Genomic DNA, 18,873 nt, shown 5'->3' on the forward strand with positions numbered 1-18,873 from the left:
ATGGAATGGCCGCTCGGGCAAGCTGGAAGGGTCATCTGAAGGTGGGCGACCTTGCCTGCGCCGTCGGGCTCTACACCGCCGTTTCCTCCTCCGACCGCGTTTCCTTCAATATCATCAACCGCAGGACCGGCCATCGGGTGGAACGACAATTCGTCGACAGCGAGACCGGCAAACCGGTCGAGCGGGGCGACCAGGTCAAGGGCTACCAGATGGAGAATGGCGACTACATCGTCATCGAGGGCGACGAGATTGCCGAAATCATGCCGGAAAGCGACAAGATCCTCAATATCAAGGCTTTCATCGCCTATGACGATATCGACAAGCTTTATTTCGACCGCCCTTACTATCTCGCTCCCGTCGACGAACATGACGAGGAGGCGCTGTCGCTGATCGCCAGGGGCATGCGTGACGGCAAAGTCGCGGCTCTGGCCGAAGCCGTGCTTTTCCGGCGCAACCGGACGCTGCTGATCCGTCCGCATGACGACTACATCGTCGCGACCATGCTGAATTTCGACTACGAGGTGCGCTCGGCCGATACGGTTTTCAAGGACATTCCCGACATCAAGTTCGACAAGGAAATGATCGCGCTTGCAGGCCATATTATCGGCACCAAGCAAGGCAGCTTCGAACCGAGCACATACGAAGATCGCTACGAGGCTGCCCTCGTCGAGCTGGTGAAGGCGAAGATCGAGGGCCGGGCGCCACCGAAGAAGAAACAAGCCCCGGAACGCAAGGTCGTCGACCTGATGGAAGCGCTGCGCCAGAGCGCCAAGATGAGCGGCAAGGCTCCAGCAAAGAAGGCCCTGGCGAAGAAGAAGGCACCGGCGCGCAGCGACAGCCGCAGCAAGAAGGCAAGCTGAGATGGCCTCGTCCCCCTGGCGGGCGATGGGCAATCTCAGGCGCACCGACCTCGCGCGAATGCATCGGTTTGTCGCGCCGGCGAAGCTAGCTGGACCCCAAGCGCGTCCAAGTGGATTCCCGCAGTGCGCTTTAAGTCTTTGATTTATGTATGTCGTTTCCCAAAATCGCTGGCCACTTTTTCATTGGCGCGGCTTCTCGCCACCTTCGGCCGCAAGGCTCTTTTTCAGCGCATCCATGATATTGATGACGTTGCCGGTCGATTTCACCGGTGCAGGTTTTTGCGCGGGCGCCGCCTTCTTCAGGCTCTTCTGCTTGCCGCGGATCATCGACTTCAGGCGTTTCTGGATCGGATCCTGCACCATGGCCGGGCTCCAATTCTTCGTTTCTTCCTTCACCAGTTGCGTCATCAGCGTCAGCAGCTTGCTGTCGACTTCAGTTTTGCTGTCGAGTTCGGCCACGGGATCACGCACCTCGTCGCCATAGCGCAGGGTCCAGAGAACGATGCCTTTGCCTAGCGGTTCCAGCAGCACCGCACGTTCGCGGCGATAGAGAACAAGGCGAGCGATGCCGACGACGTCATTTGCCTTCATCGCCTCGCGGATGACGCAGAAGGCTTCCACCCCGACCTTGTCCTCAGGCGCCAGAAAATGCGGTTTGTCGTACCAGATCCAATCGATCGAGCCGCTCGGCACGAAGCTGTCGATCTCAATGGTGCGGGTGCTTTCGAGCCCGACCTCCTCGATCTCCTCGTCCTCGAGAAGCACATAGTCGTCCTCGCCACGCGGATAACCCTTTACCTGGTCCCTCTCGGCCACCGGCTTGTGGGTGACGCTGTCGACATAGCGGCTTTCGACGCGATTCTTCGTCTGGCGATTGAGGACGTGAAAACGGACCTTGTTGCTTTCGGTCGTCGCCGGCGTCAGCGAGACGGCGGCGGTGACAAGCGAGAGCTTGAGATAACCTTTCCAGAATGTCTGACGTGCCATGTCTGCCCTGCTCCCGGACACGGTTGGACATGGCAATCAACGGCGGGTTCGGTGTTTGGTTCCGGGAGTTGAAGATTTCGTTGATCAGATGCGGTCGGCGCATTTCCATTTCATGGATCGGCTGCCATGGGCCCGAGCATTGCGGGCGGAGGGACCAGAGCCACTCTTTCCTTGCCACCGCCATTTTCCTCTTCAATAATGAAAGCCCCAAGACGTCAGGATATCGGTAATCTGAATGTTGCGACTTTTCGCCAACCTCGTCATCGTCCTCGCATGCAATTTCTTTCTCATCGTCGGCAATGCTGGCCCGTCCTTCGCACAGGAATGCCCCGACCCTGCAAAAGTGTCGAATGCGCTGGCGCTACAAAAGCCGGCAAACAAGAGATATGAACGCGCCCTTCCCAGCTATCGCGACAAATCTGCCCGATACAATCTGGCTCTTGTCGGCGATTCGCTTGTCGAGCTCTGGCAGCCCTGGATCAAGGACAGCTTTCCCACGCGCCCGGTGATGAACCTCGGGGTCGCCGGCGACACCACGCAAAATGCATTGTACCGCCTCGAGGGTTTAGACCTCCCGGATTTCCATCCCGCGGATGTCGTCGTGCTGATCGGCACGAACAACCTTGGTGCGAAAACTGCGCCATGCGCCGTGGCAGCTGGTGTCGTGGCTGTTGTCAGCAAGGTTCGCGCTCTTTGGCCGGGCGCCCATATTTATGCGTTGTCCATACCGCCTCGGGGCAAGCGCTATGCCTTCTACGAGGATGTCAGAATTCCGGCCAACCAGCTTGTCGCATCGTCATTGGCTGAAATGCCGGGTGTCACGTTCGTTCAAATGAACGATGATATGTTGCGGTGCGGCAAGCCAAGCGATAAGGATTGTTCCAACTACAAGCCTGACCATCTTCATTTCAATGAAGGGGCATACAAGCTGATCACGAGCTTCCTCGCCGCAGCGGGTCTGCAGCTTTGATTTTTGCCGCTCAGGTGGTTACCAAAACGTAAGGCGGAATGTCATGAGCACCTCATTTGACAGCTACCAACCGATTGGCCTGCAAAGACATAGACCCAGAGCTCGCGCGCAATATCGCATTCGGCGTGAAACCCTCGTTCGGATCGTCCTCTCGGCAATATTTTATATTTCCCTCTGGAGAGCGACCGGCATGTGGTACGGGCTGCCCGCCGACTTCCAGGAGGGTGTCGGCAAAGATCCCATGCCAATGCGACTGTTGCTGATGTCGCTCGTTCCACTCATTGGCCTCTACTGCTTGCTGGAGCCCAGGCGAGTCGTTGAATTGCTCCGCAGCGCCTCGCCGCTGGTCGGCATCGTCTGCTTATGCGTCTTTCTGTCGATCGCCTTTTCCGTCAGCGTTACAGCCTCGCTCCGGGCGCTCGTCGCCGTCACATTGCTGACAGCTGGACCCCTTCTTTACAGAGCCCGTTATGGAGCCGTCGACACATTTGAAAGCCTGGCGAAATTTGCGATTGCGACGGCTTTCATCAATATTCTTTACACGGCAGCCTTTCCCCGGTTTGCGGTGATGAGAGGCAGTTATGCCGGGATGGTGAAAGGGGCGTTCTACCACAAAAACATGCTCGGCCAGTTTTCGGCAACAAACTTCATCCTGCTGCTTCCAGCCCTGCCGATGTGGCGTCTGCGCTACTATGATCTCCTGCGATGGGCGGCAATGCTGCTCTACCTCGTGCTCATCGTGCTGGCGAAATCATCAACGGCGATCATCCTGCTTTCGATCGGAGTTGCCGTATACTACGGAATGAGCTGGATTCAGCGCTTTCCAGGCCGCATCTTCAGATCCTTCGTCGTTCTTCTTGCATTCGCCCTGCTGGGCTTCGTCGTCTCCGTCGCGTTGATGGGCGTGGCCCAGGCGATTGCCGAGTCATTCGGGAAAGACCTTACGCTCAGCGGACGTACGAATGTCTGGGAACAGTTGCTGCCGCTGATCTACGAGCGGCCGCTTTCAGGCTGGGGATTTGCCTTGTTCCGACAACCCGACATCATGGAGCAATATGTTCGCCTTACGTGGGATGCTCAATCCACCCACAACACCTATATCGAACTTGCGCTGAACATGGGCATACCCGCGACCATAATCTGGACGTCGTTCGTCGTGGTGCGGCTCGTGGCGAAGATGACCTCGTCGCCCCTCAATCAAGCGCTCGCCATCACCAAGAGAAAGGAGGTTGTCATTATCCTCCTGATCTTGATCGGCGCATTCACCGAAGCCGGAATGATGCTGGCCCCCTTCATCTTATGGCCCCACACCGTGATCGCGCTTACGAGCCTTGGCCCGGAGTTCCTGTCCCGCTTCCGCAAACCGACCCAGGCAGGCGCGCAACATGCATCAGGCTAAAAAGATGACTTCAAATAATCGTAGACTGGTTGGCCTCGATGGGATTCGTGGCTTGGCGGCTATTTGTGTGGCAGCGCATCACACCGAAGGTTTTGTCGGATTTGATGCAGCACCTGCTGCCTATCTCGCCGTCGACCTGTTTTTTTGTCTCAGCGGCTTCGTGATCGGCCACGCCTATGAGAGGAAACTCATTCAAGAGTCTTCACTCTCCGCCAATGATTTCGCCGTCAAGCGTCTCATCCGCCTATACCCCCTCTATCTGCTCGGTTTGCTGCTCGGCGTCCTCGCCTATGCAGGCATGTCGCTCAGCAGAAATCAGCAAATCGATCCGATGCTGTTTGCCACCTCGTTGATTGCCTCGATGTTCTTCCTGCCGGCGATCGGTGGAACATCGCTGAAGGCGCCGAACCTGTTCCCTTTCAACGGTCCGTCATGGTCTCTGTTCCTGGAGATCGTGATCAACCTCGCCTACGGCTATACGGCGAGATTGCTGTCCAACGGTGTGCTCGCTGTCATCCTGCTTGCGTCATGGGTTTGGCTGGCGGCGCAAACGCTGGCCCATGGAAGCGCCGACCTGATCCCGCTCGACGGCGCCTTGCTCTCCGGATTTCCCCGCGTTCTCTTTTCTTTCAGCCTCGGTATCCTGATGTACCGCTACCGTCAGCGGCTTTCCCCTTCGGGCATCGGAAAAGCAGCCGCAGTGACAACAATCGTCGTCGCGACTGCACTTCTCGTCTTCCAGGTGCCAGCCCCACTGGTTGGCATAAAGGACCTGATTGTCATCACTGCTTTATTTCCTATCGCCGTGCTTGTCCTTTACACAGCCAACTTCGACGGCGTGCTGCGGCAGCCCCTTCTTATTGCCGGAGAGGCGTCCTACGCGCTCTATGCAATTCATGTTCCCCTGCTCGGCTTGCTGTTGGGAGCCTGGAAAGCCGCTGGCCTGGGACAACCGCCGGCCTGGGCGATCTTTGCCATCGTTCTTCCGCTGATCGTCGTATTGGCCATTGTCGTCACCCGCCTCTACGATGAACCGGTTCGCAAAGCGCTCAGCGCAGGAAAGGCCATGAAGCTTCGCTGGCGTCGATCCTGATTTTGGCGCGATCCTGGTCCCCGTCGCACCGCTTAAATCGAGAGATAGCGCTTGCGCCAAGGCAGCATGTGTTCCTGCCATGCGCGCGGCGTGAAATCGTCATAGGCAGTCTCGGCGATCGCCAGCATCCAGTTCTGCGCCTTGCGGGCCAGCAGGACGCATGACAATTCCATGCCAGGCTCGACCGCGATCGAGGGCCGGTTGGCGCCTGGGATATCGATGCCCTTGTTACGCCACTGGATGCGGATTTCGTCGGGCTCGGATGTCCATTCGCCGGAGGCAACGGAAGCGTTGCCATCGGGCTTGAAGCGAAGCGGCGGCGGGGTGACATTCAGAAAGCTGCCATCGTTGCGGTAGTTGCCATCGATATCACCCGCAGTCGCTTTGCCGTTTCTCTCGAGAACGATGTCCTGTTCGCACCGCAGGAATATGTTGCGCCGAAAGCTGCCGGACCACCGACGGTTGGCGAAGAACGCGATGTCGCATTGGCTAATGACGTTATCGTGGATATCGATGTCTTTGCGAAATGCCAGCTCCTTATCCGAAAAGCCGCTCAGGCTGACGCCACGATTGGTGTTCTCGATCCAGTTGTCATAAATGTGATGGCCGGCGTGGTCGGCCTTGTCGCCAATGCCGTAGCCGAAGGAATAATCATTCATCCTGCCGTCGCGCATGATGTTGCTGCGCACCACAGCGTCATCCCCAATCGACGAAAAGGAGAAATTCTTGCCGCCGATAAAATTGTACTCGACCAGGTATTTTCGCGTTTTGTCGCAGACCAGCGCGCCCTTGTTCGATGCGCTCGCCGGCGACTGCAGGAAGAGGTTGCCGCGGATCACGATATCGGAGCTGATATTGTCGTCGCTGTTTTGATAGGCGAACTGGCAGCAGTCTGCTCCCTCGCCTGGCGCCGCGCCGATGCGATTATTCTCCAGCAACACGTGCGTCGTCTTCGTCAGGTAGATGCCGTCGCCGTTCACATTCTCCGTTTCACAGCGCCTGACGGTGAGATTCCTGCCATTGTGAAATTTGAAGCCTCGAGGAGAATTCTTGACGATAACGTCTTCGATCACCGTATCGGAAAACACCTGATAGGCGACGCCGACATCGGGCGCACCATCGATGACCTGTCCGCGTGTAGACGCGCCGTGAACTTTCTTTCGCAGGATGGCGGTCATTACATTTCCTTCGATACCGGTGCCGCGGGGAATTAAGCAGAGGGCATGTGGCGGATGTTTGAATATTTGGAAATTCAGCTTGTAAACCGCCCATCTTTCAGAAACGACAGGGTCTGGCTCCACATCGTCTTGTTGACGGGCAAGAAAGTGTGGTTTGCCGGAATGACGACATGCGCCGACGCGCCGTCGAGACGGGTGCTCTCCACCGAAACCTTCCCATCGTTCGGAACCCTGAGGCCGATGATAAGCGAAGAGACCGGGTCGATGGTCCGATTCCCGGCGATGATGCCAAGTTCATAATCCACCGTGCCGAACAGCTCGGTCATGGCGGTTTGATCGGTAATCAGCTGCTGCCCCGCCGGTCCATAGAACTTCCTGTATAGTGGCCAGCTCTTGAGTAAATCGGCAATCTGGCTGCCGTTGTTCGGCGTTCCGACCATGACCACCCTTCCCAGGTTGGCTGGGCGATAACGCGTCAGAAAAGCACGGATGATCAGCCCACCCATCGAATAACCGACGAAATGGACCCGACCATCGCCTGCCTCCTTTGCAGCGTCGTCGATCTCAGGTCGGATGGTGTCGACGAGGTCGCTGATCGAAAACTTGGTGGAGGAGTAACCGACATTCACAACCCGATAACCGTGGCCGGACAGGAAGCCGGCGAGCTTTGCCATGCTTTTCTTCGTCCGGGCAATGCCGTGAAAAAGGAGGACTGTGTCGTTCATAATGTGTCCGCTTGACGGGGCTGCTATCGATCAGGCCTATCCTCTAGCTCTCAAGGTGAAGCGTGTCGATCAATACCGAACAGCCAGACATCCGAACAGTTTCGTTGCGGCGCACACGTGCTCGAAGCTAAGAGCGACACGGCCGTGATCGGTGAGAACGAAATCCAAGCATTCCCTTTCGACGCAGGAGAGGCGCAGGCCAGCCTCCGCTCTTCCGCCGACGGAATGGGCGGCTTACTCCGTTGGCGCTCGAACAGCCCTCACAATACATCCAAATACATTGATTGATTGCATTCAATATAGTTAGAATTTTCCGATTTGATGCGGCCAGGCATCTTGACACGGGGCCCTCCCTCGCATCCATGGCCATGTGACCAACACTAGAAGAGGCGGCAAACTCGAAGAGCTTCCCTGGGACCCCAGCCGCGAAAGCGGCTCATGCTGCACAAATATTATGTCTCCTTGCACTGATTGACGATCAATTGAATGCATCTGTTTTGAACTTTCATGCATTCGTTTTTTGCATTCGATCGCCCAGAAAATCAGCTTTAAAGCTTTAACCCTCGTACTTGATCGCATAATTGAATGCATTATTGGTAGATTTGACTGCTATTTATGCATAATCAATGTGGCATGACGCTTGCAATTGGATGGATGCTCCCCGGAAGGGGATCGGATTTCAATCAAGGAGCCATCCATGCCCGCAGTGACCAAGCCAGCCAATCAAAAAGGCGACTTTCTTGTCGATTACGAGGACAAGGTTTTCGAGGACGTACAGGCCGGCGAAGGCGAAAAAGCCCTCGTCACCTTCCATACCGTGGCCTTCGAAGGATCGATCGGATTCGTCAACCTGCTGCAGGCGACACGCCTGAAGCGGAAGGGTTTCGAAACCTCGATCCTTCTCTACGGCCCGGGCGTGACGCTCGGCGTCCAGCGCGGTTTTCCGACGCTCGGCGCGGAGGCTTTTCCCGGCCATCTGAATTTCAACAACCAGATCGTCAAGTTCATGGACGAAGGCGGCAAGGTCTATGCCTGCCGTTTTGCCCTTCAGGCGCTTTACGGCCATGGCGAAGGCGCGCTGATCCCCGGCATCACGCCGATCAGTCCGCTCGACGTTCTCGACCTGATCCTGATCCATCGCCGCGACGGCGCCTTCATCCTTGATACCTGGACGCTCTAAGCACCAAGCGCGCGCCGAAGAATAACGGGCGGAGCCTTGGCGCTCCGCCTCCCCACCGTCAATCGAGGATTTCGTCATGGAGAAAAAACCGAGCGTCCGGGTTGCCGCCGCGCAGATCGCGCCGGATCTGACCTCGCGCGAGCAAACACTGGCCCGCGTGCTGGATGCAATTCGCGAAGCGTCGGTCAAAGGCGCCGAGCTGATCGTCTTTCCCGAAACCTTCGTCCCCTGGTACCCCTATTTTTCTTTCGTGCTGCCGCCTGTTCTCTCCGGCAAGGAGCACGTGCGACTTTACGAGGAAGCCGTCACGGTGCCGAGCGCTGCCACCGATGCCGTGTCGGCAGCCGCCCGCGAGCATGGCATCGTCGTGGCGCTTGGCGTCAACGAGCGTGACCACGGATCGCTCTACAATGCCCAGCTGCTGTTTGATGCCGATGGCACGCTCATCCTCAAGCGTCGCAAGATCACCCCGACCTTTCACGAGCGGATGATCTGGGGCCAGGGCGACGCCTCCGGCCTGAAGGTGGTCGACAGCGCCGTCGGACGCCTTGGGGCGCTGGCCTGCTGGGAGCATTACAATCCTCTGGCCCGCTACGCCCTGATGGCGCAGCACGAGGACATTCATATCGCCCAGTTTCCAGGCTCGATGGTCGGGCCGATTTTTGCCGACCAGATGGAAGTCACCATCCGCCACCATGCGCTGGAAAGCGGTTGCTTCGTGGTCAATGCCACAGGCTGGCTGACCGACGGGCAGATCGCCTCCATCACGTCCGACGCAGGCCTGCAGAAGGCCCTGCGCGGCGGCTGCATGACCGCGATCATCTCACCCGAAGGCAAACACGTCGTGCCGCCGCTCACAGAAGGCGAAGGCATCCTGATCGCCGATCTCGACATGAGCCTGATTATCAAACGCAAGCGGATGATGGATTCGGTCGGCCATTATGCCAGACCCGAGCTGCTGCATCTTGTCATGGATGGCCGCGCCACTGCGCCGATGGTCACCACCACCCAGCCATCCCTCCCCACAGCCGAAGCAAGGACCCTTTCCGATGGAGAATACGACACGTCTGCCGACCGAGATTCTGATCAACGAATTGCAGTCCTACGGAGCCCGGCTCGTTGATCCCAAGGCCGGACATGAAAGCCGCCGCGGTGGTGCCGGACCTTCCGACCATAAGGCACTGACCATTGACGGCATGACGGTGATGGTGCCGGTTCACACCGCACCGGCGTTCGAGAGCCCCTATCTGGTGGAAAAGCCGGACGATATGGGCCGCAGCCGTATCAGCCGGGATGGCACGGTGCTGGGCGAGGTCTCCTTTCCCCTGCGCCCACGCTTCTACGAGCGCTCGACCGCCGACGGCATTCCTTATTCGCAGATCGCCGTTCTGCACGGCAAGGACGTGCTGGCCACGACCGTGCTGCAGACCTGCATCCGCTATCAGAGCCGCACCAAGACCTGTCAGTTCTGCGCCATCGGCCAATCGCTGGCCGCCGGCCGCACCATCGCCCACAAGACGCCAAAGCAGCTCGCGGAAGTCGCCAAGGCCGCCGTCGAACTCGACGGCGTCAAGCATATGGTGATGACCACCGGCACGCCGAAGGGCGACGACCGCGGCGCTGCGATCCTCGCCGACAGCGCCCGCGCCATCAAGGCGGCCGTCAACATTCCCATCCAGGCGCAATGCGAGCCGCCGGAAGACGATATATGGTTCACCCGCATGAAGGAGGCCGGCGTCGATGCCCTCGGCATGCATCTGGAGGCCGTGACACCGGAGGTGCGTGCCCGCATCATGCCGGGCAAGGCGCAGGTCTCGATCGCCAAATACATGGCCTCATTCAAGGCCGCAGTGGAGGTCTTCGGGCGCGGCCAGGTCTCGACCTATATCCTGGCGGGGCTCGGCGACAGCCGTGAAGCCATTCTGGACATCTGCGAAAAGCTGGTTGCGCTCGGCGTCTATCCCTTCGTCGTGCCCTTCGTGCCGATCTCCGGCACGCCGCTCGAAAGCCATCCGGCACCGAGGCCCGACTTCATGCACTCGATCCTCGGACCTTTGTCCAAGATGCTGGTCGCCAGCGGCTTGAAGGCCGTCGACATCAAGGCCGGCTGCGGCAAATGCGGCGCCTGCTCCGCCCTTTCCACCTATGAAAGGATGCTCACCAAATGATGCTCGAAACTATTGCTCCCTATCGCTCGAGCGAGTTCCAGGTGAAGTTCGCGACCTCCGCCTGGGAGCGCAGCCAAGCGCACGCGCTGCGCCGTGCCGTCTTCTGCGAGGAACAGCAGATCTTCGAGGGCGATGATCGCGACGCGATCGACGATCACGCCATCCCGATCGTTGCTCTCTCCATGCTCGGCATTGCCGCCGACCAGCTGGTCGGAACGGTGCGCATCCATCAGGCCGAACCCGGCCTCTGGTGGGGCTCGCGGCTGGCGGTCCACCAGGATTTCCGCAAGATCGGCGCCCTGGGGGCGACCCTGATCAAGCTTGCCGTGTCCTCCGCCAATGCGATCGGATGCCACACGTTCCTCGCCAATGTGCAGGTGCAGAACGGTCTGCTGTTCCGCAGGCTGCACTGGGATGTGATCGAGGAGTTCGAGGTCTATGGCAAGCCGCATCTCAGGATGAAGGCTGACCTTGCCTACTATCCGCCCTGCACCACACCCGAGGCAGGCTTCACCGCCATTTCCAGAAAGGCGGCGTGAGAATGGCCGCGATCGACATCAAGGCCCTGGCGGCAAAACTCTCGACCAGCAGCGGCATCGCCGCCAAGCAAGATATCGGCACGATCGCGGCAAGGCTCGGCCTGCAGGGGCAGCAGATTGCCGTCGGCGACGATTGCGCCGCGCTGCCCGACGGCGACGGTTATCTGCTCTTTGCCATCGAGGGGTTCATGAACGAGTTCGTCGCCGCCGACCCCTGGTTCGCCGGCTGGTGCGGCGTCATGGTCAATATCTCCGACGTCGTTGCCATGGGCGGCCGGCCGATCGCCGTGGTCGATGCCGTCTGGGCCAGTGGCGAGGCCGGCGCGACACCCGTTCTGGAAGGTCTGCGGGCGGCATCCAGCGCGTTTGGCGTGCCGATCGTCGGCGGCCATACCAATATCCGCAGCGAACGCGGCCAGTTATCGGTCGCCATTCTCGGTCGCGCCAGGAAGTTGCTGACCAGCTTCGATGCAAAGCCCGGCGATGTGCTGGTTGCAGCCATCGACCATCGCGGCCGATACCGCGAACCTTTCAATAACTGGGAAGCCGCCACCGATGCGGCGCCGGCACGCCTGCGCGGCGACCTCGAATTGCTGCCCGAGATCGCCGAGGCCGGGCTGGCTCAGTCTGCGAAGGATATCAGTCAGGGCGGCATCGTCGGCACGGCCATCATGCTGGCCGAATGTTCGCATGTCGGCATCGACATCGACGTCACCGCCATTCCCCTGCCCGCCGGTGTCAGTCTCGATCGCTGGCTCGTCACCTTTCCGAGCTTCGGCTACCTGCTGTCGGTCGCGCCGGAAGATGTGGCCGACGTCGTCAGCCGCTTCAGCGCGCGCGGCATCAGCGCTGCGGTCATCGGCGCGGTCGTAGCCGGCGCCGAAGTCGCGCTGGTCGACGGCGAGAGCCGTGCAATGGTGCGCAATCATGTCGAAACACCCCTGCTGCAGCTCGGCCGACAGGATGTCGCCGCATGAGCCTCCCGCCGCACCGAACGCTCCGCATTGCCATGCTGACCCATTCCACCAATCCGCGTGGCGGCGTCGTTCATGCCATGCAGCTTTCGGAAGCACTGACCTCGCTTGGCCATGAGGTGGTCCTGCATGCGCCGGATGCCAAGGGGACGGGCTTCTTTCGCCAACCCTCCTGCGGGGCGGCCTGCATTGCCGTGCCGCCAGCACCCGCCGACATGACGCAAATGGTCGAACAGCGGATTGCCGACTATGTCGACTATTTCCGGAGAACGGGAACCGATGGCTTCGACCTCTTTCACGCCCATGACGGCATTTCCGGCAATGCGCTGGCGACACTCAAGCTGGAAGGCCTGATCGCGAATTTTGCCCGCACTGTCCACCATATCGACCAGTTCGCCGATCCGCGCCTGATGGCCTTGCAGGATCGCGCGATCGATGCGGCCGATATCTTCTTCGCCGTCAGCCGCCTCTGGCAGGACAGGCTGAGAGACGAGCGCGGCATCGAGGCGGCAGTGGTCGGCAATGGCGTCGATACCAACCGCTTCTCGCCTGCCTGGAGCGGGGAACAGGTCGCTCTGCGCGACAGACTGCAGCTCGGAAGCGGGCCGATCTTCCTCAGTATTGGCGGCATCGAGGCGCGAAAGAACACCCTTGGTATTCTCGAAGCCTTTCGCCAGGTCCGCGCCATCCGGCCGGATGCCCAGCTTGTCATCGCCGGCGGCGCCTCCCTCCTGGACCATGGCGACTATCAGGAGGAGTTCCATTCTTGCCTCGCCTGCCTCGGTCGGGACGCCGCAGCGGTGCATATCACCGGTGCGATGGCGGATGCCGACATGCCGAGCCTCTACCGGTTGGCGGATGCGCTGGTGTTTCCCTCGCTCAAGGAAGGCTTCGGCCTCGTCGTTCTGGAGGCCATGGCCAGCGGCATTCCGGTTGTTACATCCTCGATTGCGCCCTTCACCGAATATCTGGGTCCCGGCGATGCGATCTGGTGCGATCCGCTTCATCCGGTCTCCATTGCCGAAGGCATGGCGCTGGCGCTGGTCGCACCGATCCGCGAGCAGATCATTCCCCGTGGTCTTGCGGTGGCCGCCCGCCATGGCTGGCAGCAAACCGCAACAGCCCATCTTGCCCACTATCACACGCTGGAGCCCGACCATGCCTGAAATGCGGTTCGTCATTGCCTGGCCGGATGGCCGCAAGGAGACCTGTTATTCGCCCTCGCTGGTGATCAAGGACTATTTCGCCGAAGGCCAAACCTATCCGTTGTCCGACTTTCTTAATCGCAGCCGCACGGCACTGACCATCGCCAGCGACAGGGTCAAGGCGAAATACGGCTATCCCTGCTCGCTGGCGCTCGGCCAGCTGTCGCGCATCGAGCAGGCCGCCACTCCCTATCTCACCGACGCAGAGGCCGAAGTCCGCTGCGAAAGCTTCATCCTGTGAAAGGACCCATCATGACTACACCATCCCTCAAGAGCCATTATAGTGCGGTTGTCATCGGCGGTGGCCAGGCGGGGCTCTCGGCCTCTCACTATCTGAAGAGGCACGGCATCGATCATGTGGTCTTCGAGAAGAAGACCGTTGCGCATAAGTGGAAGAACGAACGCTGGGACGCTTTCTGCCTGGTGACGCCGAACTGGCAATGCCAGCTTCCGGACCATCCCTATGACGGCACGGATCCGCACGGTTTTATGGTCAAGGACGAGATCCTCGCCTATGTCGATCGCTTCGTGAAGAAGGTCGATGCTCCGATCTTCGAGCAAACCGGCGTAACGTCGCTCGAAAAGCACGGCGGCCTCTTCCGGCTCGAGACTTCGGCTGGCGCAGTAACCGCCGATGCTGTGGTGATCGCCACCAGCCTCTATGCAGATCCGGCCATTCCGCGTGCCGGCGAGCGCCTGCCCGAGGACATCATGCAGATCCACACCGCCGCCTACCGCAATGCCGATCAACTGCCGGATGGCGGCGTCATCGTCGTCGGCTCCGGTCAGTCCGGCTGCCAGATTGCAGAGGATCTGCATCTCGCCGGCCGCAAGGTGCATCTCGTCACCGGCAATGCGCCACGTTGCGCCCGGTTCTATCGCGGCCGCGATGTGGTCGACTGGCTTTCCGATATCGGCCAATACGACATCACCGTCGAACATGATGGCATGACGAAGAAGAAGCACGACACCAACCATTACCTGACGGGACGCGACGGCGGACGCGATATCGATCTGCGCAAGTTCGCGCTGGAGGGCATGGCGCTTTACGGCCGCATGTCCGGCATCGCCGCCGGCCGGATGCTGTTCGAGCCGAACCTGAAGGCCAATCTCGACGGCGCCGACCGGGTCTATAACGGCATCAATGCCCTGATTGACCGGCATATCGCCGAAAAAGGCATCGATGCTCCGGCCGGATCCCCCTATCTCTCTGTCTGGGAGCCTGAGGCGGAGATTGCCGAACTCGACCTGAAGGCGGAGGGGATCACCTCGGTCATCTGGGCCACGGGATTCAGCCCGGATTGGTCCTTCGTCGGTCTGCCGATCTTCGACGGCAACGCCTATCCTGTTCATCGCCGCGGCGTCACCGCCGTCGATGGCGTCTACGTGCTGGGACTTCCCTGGCTCTGGACCTGGGGCTCGGGCCGGTTCCTCGGCGTCGGCAGGGATGCCGAACATGTGGTCGGGCATCTCGCAGCGCGACGTTCGGCACAGGCATCGTCTCTCAAGCAATCGGTCAGCGCCTGATCATGAGCGCGGCCCTTCTCGATTTTCCGCCCGCAGGACCTTCGGCACGCGACCTGATGGAACGTGCCCTTGATCCGCATATGCTTCTCGGCATGCCGCATTTGAATGGAAACGGACTGTCGGAGACATGGCTGATGAAGGAACTCGGCCACCGTCACTGGCTGATGCTTGCGTGTCATCTCGGGCTCGACAATGCGGATTTCAGAACGGCCGATGGAGAAGTGGCCTATGCCGCGATCTGTGCAACGTCACTAGCGGATGCACGTTTCGACGTGGTGCAGGCGAACGACATTTTGACCATCCACTCGAGACTGTCCGCAGTCTCGCGAACCCGGACGTCGACCCGGCACGAGTTGTCCGTCCACGGAAAAAGCGTCGGCGCGGTCGAACTCATCTCAACCTTCGTTCACAGAACGATCAAAGACAACAATCACTCGATTGCCCGTGTGACGTTGCCTGAACCGCAGGGACAGCGGTTCCAGTCAAGTCTTCTGGCTGAGAATGCTGCAGACATCCGGAATGGCCGATTAGGGACGCATTTCGGGTTTCCGGTACCCACTAACAAAGTGCTCAGAACCTTTCGGTTTGATCCCAGCGCCTCTCAGGAGTTCAACGGCGCAGGCCTGTTTTACTTTGCCGAGTATCAGGCATTGGCCGACCGCGCCTTGGAAAATTGGTTTCCCCTGAAGGGGCCGGCCGTCCGAAAGGACGTCTTCTTCCTCGGAAATATCGAACAAAATGAAAGCGTCTTCTTCGACCTTATTGATTTTTCTGACGAGCAAAGAACTGTCCATGGGCAGCTACGACGCGAAAATGGGAAAGTGATCGCCAAAATATTCGGCACCTGGAAAAGTCTTTGCTGAGCCTGCACGGGAGTGCACCAGCGGCGCGCTTGATGCGGCGTCCCGCTAGTGATCTAGTGATGATGAAATGAAGGTGAACTTCAGCAGCCCGTCTCATGAATGTTCGACCGCTCCTATGCTAGCGTCCTTTGCGCGTCTGAAAGGACGCGCGGCGCTGTAGAGAAAGAAATGCGAGCACGTGACGACCAGCATCCGACATATCGCTAAACTTGCAGGAACGTCAGTCTCTTCGGTCTCGCGCGTGCTCAACAACAGCGGTTATGCCTCGCCTGAGCTCAGGGAGCGGGTCGAGGCGGCTATCCGAACGCTGAACTACACGCCCAGCAAGGGTGCCCGTATGCTGCGCGGTGCACCAAGCCGGATGATCGGACTGATGCTGCCGTCGATCGACGTGCCTTTCTTCGGCATCCTGGCCCATGCGATCGAACAGGAACTGTTCCAGCACGGCTATCAGACGCTGATCTGCAGCACGGCGGAAAATATGGACCATGAGGTGCGCTACATCTCCATGCTGCTCGCCCAGCGCGTCGATGGCGTCATCGTGGCAAGCGCCTTCGGCAGCATCGAGCATTTCGGGGTGCTGCGGGACGCTCGCATTCCGATCGTCGCCATTGACCGCGAGCTGAGCGGCATTGCCGACGACGCGGTCATGGCCGATCACGAGGAAGGCGGACGGCTGATGGCGCGCCATCTGATCGATCTCGGCCACCGGGCGATCGCCATCGTCGGCGCGCCGGCTCACAGCCAGCCTATCCAGCTTCGCATTCAGGGCATCACGGCGGAAATGGCGAAAGACGGCATCGCGCCCGCCATCGTGGCGATGGCGGAAGAGCACAGCTTTGCAGAGGCCTACCGACTGACGCGAGAGCTGCTGGCGTCTCGACCCGAGGTCACCGCGATCATCGGCACGACCGACGTTTCGGCGATTGCCGCAATCCATGCCATCCAGGATCGCGGATTTTCCGTTCCGAACGACTATTCGGTCGTAGGCTTCGACGACCTGCCGGAGGCAGCCTACGTCTTTCCACGGCTGACAACGGTCGCGCAGCCGATCCGCGACGTCGGGCGGCGGGCAGCACGGCTGCTGGAAGCGCTGGTCGACGAGCACCAAACAGAAGACGAATCTCGGCAAGGCGCGATCGTAAAGGTGCCGGTCACCCTGATCGAGCGCGATTCCACCGGTCTCGTCCGCAACTGAGGTGGGAGCCCGAAGCTAGGGCCGGACGATGACCTTGATCTCGCCTGGCAATGGCGCGTTGCCCACCACGTCGGCGACCTCCTCGATACCGATGGTTTTGGTAACCAACGCATCCAGCTCCAACGCCCCGCTCGCGACCATTGCCGCAGCGCGCGAATGCGTGAAGGGGTTGAGGTAGGCCGGCCTGATATCGACTTCGTTTACGAGCAGATCGAAAGGCAGAACCGGCACCTCGACACCCGCCGGCGTCACCCCAAAAAGCACGAAGGTACCACCGCGCCGCGCCATTTTCAGCCCGTTTTGAAGCGTGTCGCTGACGCCGGCGCACTCGATGACCACGTCGGCGCCGCCTTTGGTGACCTCCCGAACGGAAGCGATTGTATCCGAAGTGGCCGGGTCGAAGGCGTGCGTGGCTCCCAGGCGCAAAGCGGTTTGGCGTCTCGATAGCTGGCGCGTGATCAAAATGATCTCGCCTGCCCCAGCCAGGCGGGCCAGTTGCACCATGAGCAGGCCGATCACGCCACCGCCGAGGATAGCGACGCTGTCGCCGGGACGGATCCTTGCCTTGTCGATGGCGTGGATACAGCAGGCCAGCGGTTCACTGAAGGCGCCGTAAACAGGATCGAGGCCGGCCGGCAGGACGAAGGCCTGGGCCTGCGGCACCGCCACATACTCGGCAAAGCCGCCATCCCGCGTCACGCCGATTGCGGTCAAGCTCTCGCACAAGTTCGGCCGCGCCTGCCTGCAAGCCCGACAGGTGCCGCAGGAGATATTCGGGTCGACAGTCACAAGCTCACCGCCGGTAAAGCGGGTAACGGTATCGCCGATCTCTTCGACTATGCCGCAGAATTCGTGGCCAAGCGTCACGGGGATCGCTGTCGGATATTCGCCCTTATACATGTGGCGATCGGAACCGCAGATGCCGGCCACTGCAACCCGGACAAGCAGCTCGCCCGGCCCGGCAACCGGTTTCTCGACGCTGCGCATGGTCAAAGACCCGATCGACTCCAAGCGTACAGCCCTCATTTCATTCCTCCAGACCTCAAGTAATTGTGCTGATGAAGCCGCTTCTCGGGATGACACGGCATCGCCATCCCGGGCACGGCTCAAGCGCTCAGCTCATGACATTGCCGCCGTCGACATTGTAGCACTGCGCCACGATGTATGCTGCATCGGGTCCGGCCAGGAAGGCCGCCATGGCAGCTTGTTCTTTGGGGGCGCCGAATCGTCCGGCGGGAACGGCGGCGGCCACGCGGCGCTTGACGTCACCGGGTTTCAAACCTTCCCGGCTGCCGAGTTTTGCATCGACGACGTCCCACATCGGCGTATCGACGACACCGGGAGCGATGGCGTTGACGTTGATCCCGTAACGGATCAGCTCCAGGGCGCAGCTTTGCGTGATGCTGATGACGGCCGCCTTGGAAGCGCAGTAAGCCACGGCCGGCCCTTCGCCCCGACGGCCAGCCTGGGACGAGAAGTTGATGATGCGTCCACCTTCCCCTCTCTCCACCATGTGCCGGGCAACGGCCTGCGTCATGAAGATCAGGCCTTCGATATTGACCTGAAATACCTTCGTGGTCCGTTCCCGGGTTATTTCCAGGATGGACTCGACCTCGTAAATGCCTGCGGCGTTGACCAGGATGTCGATCTGACCGGCGGTGGCGACGGTGAAGCGTGCGGCTTCTTCGATGCTGTCCTGGCTGGTCACGTCAAGCGCCACGCCCCAGGCATGCGGGCCGATCGCTTCCGCCACCCGTGCGCATCGTTCACCGTCGAGGTCCGCCACGACAACCCTCGCGCCTTCGGCGGCAAAACGTTCGCAGACCGCCTTGCCGATGCCGCTGGCTCCTCCTGTGACCAATGCCACCTTGCCGGAGAGCCGCGCCGTTTCCGCATATGTCATCGCACGGCCTCCCCGGTCGCGGCTACCATAACAAATAGCTTCATATCTCTCCTCCATTCTGACTGGACAGTGATCAGCGCCGCCCTGCTGAGCGACGCCAATGG

Annotated in this window: 19 protein-coding genes; 14 read left to right on the forward strand and 5 right to left on the reverse strand. The window is 60.0% G+C overall.

What is annotated here, in order from left to right:
• The first annotated feature begins 5 nt into the window (after positions 1–5).
• A complete protein-coding gene (locus GFM02_RS17650; RefSeq protein WP_168322299.1) occupies positions 6–860 on the forward strand; it encodes a Ku protein in 855 nt (284 codons plus the stop codon).
• A gap of 180 nt (positions 861–1,040) precedes the next feature.
• Here the strand turns inward: GFM02_RS17650 and GFM02_RS17655 are convergent, their stop codons facing one another.
• Complete coding sequence (locus tag GFM02_RS17655) at positions 1,041–1,847, reverse strand: Ku protein (protein WP_168322300.1); 807 nt, start codon at positions 1,845–1,847, stop codon at positions 1,041–1,043.
• A 235-nt stretch (positions 1,848–2,082) separates the two neighbouring features.
• Between GFM02_RS17655 and GFM02_RS17660 the strand changes: the two genes are divergently transcribed.
• From GFM02_RS17660 to GFM02_RS17670, 3 genes are read left to right on the forward strand one after another with little or no spacing between them, the layout of a single operon-like run.
• Positions 2,083–2,817 carry a GDSL-type esterase/lipase family protein gene (locus GFM02_RS17660; RefSeq protein ID WP_168322301.1) on the forward strand — a complete coding sequence of 245 codons (735 nt, stop codon included), beginning with the start codon at positions 2,083–2,085 and terminating at the stop codon, positions 2,815–2,817.
• Between the two features lie 43 nt (positions 2,818–2,860).
• Positions 2,861–4,216, forward strand: coding sequence for an O-antigen ligase family protein (locus GFM02_RS17665; protein ID WP_168322302.1), 1,356 nt, complete (start codon positions 2,861–2,863; stop codon positions 4,214–4,216).
• Positions 4,203–5,309, forward strand: coding sequence for an acyltransferase family protein (locus GFM02_RS17670; RefSeq protein WP_168322303.1), 1,107 nt, complete (start codon positions 4,203–4,205; stop codon positions 5,307–5,309). The genes GFM02_RS17665 and GFM02_RS17670 overlap by 14 nt, the downstream gene beginning before the upstream one ends.
• Positions 5,310–5,341: 32 nt before the next feature.
• Here the strand turns inward: GFM02_RS17670 and GFM02_RS17675 are convergent, their stop codons facing one another.
• Positions 5,342–6,487 carry a right-handed parallel beta-helix repeat-containing protein gene (locus GFM02_RS17675; protein ID WP_168322304.1) on the reverse strand — a complete coding sequence of 382 codons (1,146 nt, stop codon included), beginning with the start codon at positions 6,485–6,487 and terminating at the stop codon, positions 5,342–5,344.
• 74 nt (positions 6,488–6,561) lie between these two features.
• Positions 6,562–7,212 (reverse strand): esterase/lipase family protein, encoded by a 651-nt coding sequence (locus GFM02_RS17680; RefSeq protein WP_168322305.1) that lies wholly within the window; start codon positions 7,210–7,212, stop codon positions 6,562–6,564.
• Positions 7,213–7,909: 697 nt separating this feature from the next.
• Here GFM02_RS17680 and GFM02_RS17685 point away from each other — a divergent pair.
• The 10 genes from GFM02_RS17685 (at position 7,910) to GFM02_RS17730 (ending at position 16,866) form a co-directional block, all read left to right on the forward strand.
• Positions 7,910–8,392 carry an MSMEG_0572/Sll0783 family nitrogen starvation response protein gene (locus tag GFM02_RS17685; protein ID WP_020048446.1) on the forward strand — a complete coding sequence of 161 codons (483 nt, stop codon included), beginning with the start codon at positions 7,910–7,912 and terminating at the stop codon, positions 8,390–8,392.
• 76 nt (positions 8,393–8,468) lie between these two features.
• Positions 8,469–9,515: a Nit6803 family nitrilase gene (locus tag GFM02_RS17690; protein WP_168322306.1), complete on the forward strand. Its 1,047-nt coding sequence runs from the start codon at positions 8,469–8,471 to the stop codon at positions 9,513–9,515.
• Entirely contained in the window at positions 9,442–10,560 is a 1,119-nt protein-coding gene (locus tag GFM02_RS17695; RefSeq protein WP_168322307.1) for an MSMEG_0568 family radical SAM protein, read from the forward strand. Before GFM02_RS17690 ends, GFM02_RS17695 begins: the two co-directional genes overlap by 74 nt.
• Complete coding sequence (locus GFM02_RS17700) at positions 10,557–11,099, forward strand: MSMEG_0567/Sll0786 family nitrogen starvation N-acetyltransferase (RefSeq protein WP_168322308.1); 543 nt, start codon at positions 10,557–10,559, stop codon at positions 11,097–11,099. The genes GFM02_RS17695 and GFM02_RS17700 overlap by 4 nt, the downstream gene beginning before the upstream one ends.
• Positions 11,100–11,101: 2 nt before the next feature.
• Entirely contained in the window at positions 11,102–12,076 is a 975-nt protein-coding gene (locus tag GFM02_RS17705) for a sll0787 family AIR synthase-like protein (protein ID WP_168322309.1), read from the forward strand.
• Positions 12,073–13,239: an MSMEG_0565 family glycosyltransferase gene (locus GFM02_RS17710; RefSeq protein WP_168322310.1), complete on the forward strand. Its 1,167-nt coding sequence runs from the start codon at positions 12,073–12,075 to the stop codon at positions 13,237–13,239. Before GFM02_RS17705 ends, GFM02_RS17710 begins: the two co-directional genes overlap by 4 nt.
• Positions 13,232–13,519, forward strand: coding sequence for an MSMEG_0570 family nitrogen starvation response protein (locus tag GFM02_RS17715; protein ID WP_017992911.1), 288 nt, complete (start codon positions 13,232–13,234; stop codon positions 13,517–13,519). The genes GFM02_RS17710 and GFM02_RS17715 overlap by 8 nt, the downstream gene beginning before the upstream one ends.
• Positions 13,520–13,530: 11 nt before the next feature.
• Entirely contained in the window at positions 13,531–14,805 is a 1,275-nt protein-coding gene (locus GFM02_RS17720) for an MSMEG_0569 family flavin-dependent oxidoreductase (RefSeq protein WP_168322311.1), read from the forward strand.
• Positions 14,806–14,807: 2 nt separating this feature from the next.
• Positions 14,808–15,668 (forward strand): Pnap_2097 family protein, encoded by an 861-nt coding sequence (locus GFM02_RS17725; RefSeq protein ID WP_168322312.1) that lies wholly within the window; start codon positions 14,808–14,810, stop codon positions 15,666–15,668.
• 178 nt (positions 15,669–15,846) lie between these two features.
• Complete coding sequence (locus tag GFM02_RS17730; protein WP_168322313.1) at positions 15,847–16,866, forward strand: substrate-binding domain-containing protein; 1,020 nt, start codon at positions 15,847–15,849, stop codon at positions 16,864–16,866.
• Positions 16,867–16,881: 15 nt separating this feature from the next.
• Here the strand turns inward: GFM02_RS17730 and GFM02_RS17735 are convergent, their stop codons facing one another.
• Both GFM02_RS17735 and GFM02_RS17740 read right to left on the reverse strand, forming a co-directional pair.
• Complete coding sequence (locus GFM02_RS17735) at positions 16,882–17,892, reverse strand: zinc-dependent alcohol dehydrogenase family protein (protein ID WP_168322364.1); 1,011 nt, start codon at positions 17,890–17,892, stop codon at positions 16,882–16,884.
• A gap of 88 nt (positions 17,893–17,980) precedes the next feature.
• A complete protein-coding gene (locus tag GFM02_RS17740) occupies positions 17,981–18,769 on the reverse strand; it encodes an L-iditol 2-dehydrogenase (protein WP_168322314.1) in 789 nt (262 codons plus the stop codon).
• Positions 18,770–18,873 lie beyond the last annotated feature (104 nt).

The organism is Rhizobium leguminosarum bv. viciae, from assembly GCF_012276115.1.
In the GTDB taxonomy this organism is placed as follows: domain Bacteria; phylum Pseudomonadota; class Alphaproteobacteria; order Rhizobiales; family Rhizobiaceae; genus Rhizobium; species Rhizobium leguminosarum_T.

Excerpts from the sequence above, each read along its gene's own strand:
- GFM02_RS17650 (WP_168322299.1), top strand. The coding sequence starts at position 6 with ATGGCCGCTCGGGCAAGCTGGAAGGGTCATCTGAAGGTGGGCGACCTT.
- GFM02_RS17655 (WP_168322300.1), bottom strand. The coding sequence starts at position 1,847 with ATGGCACGTCAGACATTCTGGAAAGGTTATCTCAAGCTCTCGCTTGTC.
- GFM02_RS17660 (WP_168322301.1), top strand. The coding sequence starts at position 2,083 with ATGTTGCGACTTTTCGCCAACCTCGTCATCGTCCTCGCATGCAATTTC.
- GFM02_RS17665 (WP_168322302.1), top strand. The coding sequence starts at position 2,861 with ATGAGCACCTCATTTGACAGCTACCAACCGATTGGCCTGCAAAGACAT.
- GFM02_RS17670 (WP_168322303.1), top strand. The coding sequence starts at position 4,203 with ATGCATCAGGCTAAAAAGATGACTTCAAATAATCGTAGACTGGTTGGC.
- GFM02_RS17675 (WP_168322304.1), bottom strand. The coding sequence starts at position 6,487 with ATGACCGCCATCCTGCGAAAGAAAGTTCACGGCGCGTCTACACGCGGA.
- GFM02_RS17680 (WP_168322305.1), bottom strand. The coding sequence starts at position 7,212 with ATGAACGACACAGTCCTCCTTTTTCACGGCATTGCCCGGACGAAGAAA.
- GFM02_RS17685 (WP_020048446.1), top strand. The coding sequence starts at position 7,910 with ATGCCCGCAGTGACCAAGCCAGCCAATCAAAAAGGCGACTTTCTTGTC.
- GFM02_RS17690 (WP_168322306.1), top strand. The coding sequence starts at position 8,469 with ATGGAGAAAAAACCGAGCGTCCGGGTTGCCGCCGCGCAGATCGCGCCG.
- GFM02_RS17695 (WP_168322307.1), top strand. The coding sequence starts at position 9,442 with ATGGAGAATACGACACGTCTGCCGACCGAGATTCTGATCAACGAATTG.
- GFM02_RS17700 (WP_168322308.1), top strand. The coding sequence starts at position 10,557 with ATGATGCTCGAAACTATTGCTCCCTATCGCTCGAGCGAGTTCCAGGTG.
- GFM02_RS17705 (WP_168322309.1), top strand. The coding sequence starts at position 11,102 with ATGGCCGCGATCGACATCAAGGCCCTGGCGGCAAAACTCTCGACCAGC.
- GFM02_RS17710 (WP_168322310.1), top strand. The coding sequence starts at position 12,073 with ATGAGCCTCCCGCCGCACCGAACGCTCCGCATTGCCATGCTGACCCAT.
- GFM02_RS17715 (WP_017992911.1), top strand. The coding sequence starts at position 13,232 with ATGCCTGAAATGCGGTTCGTCATTGCCTGGCCGGATGGCCGCAAGGAG.
- GFM02_RS17720 (WP_168322311.1), top strand. The coding sequence starts at position 13,531 with ATGACTACACCATCCCTCAAGAGCCATTATAGTGCGGTTGTCATCGGC.
- GFM02_RS17725 (WP_168322312.1), top strand. The coding sequence starts at position 14,808 with ATGAGCGCGGCCCTTCTCGATTTTCCGCCCGCAGGACCTTCGGCACGC.
- GFM02_RS17735 (WP_168322364.1), bottom strand. The coding sequence starts at position 17,892 with ATGAGGGCTGTACGCTTGGAGTCGATCGGGTCTTTGACCATGCGCAGC.
- GFM02_RS17740 (WP_168322314.1), bottom strand. The coding sequence starts at position 18,769 with ATGACATATGCGGAAACGGCGCGGCTCTCCGGCAAGGTGGCATTGGTC.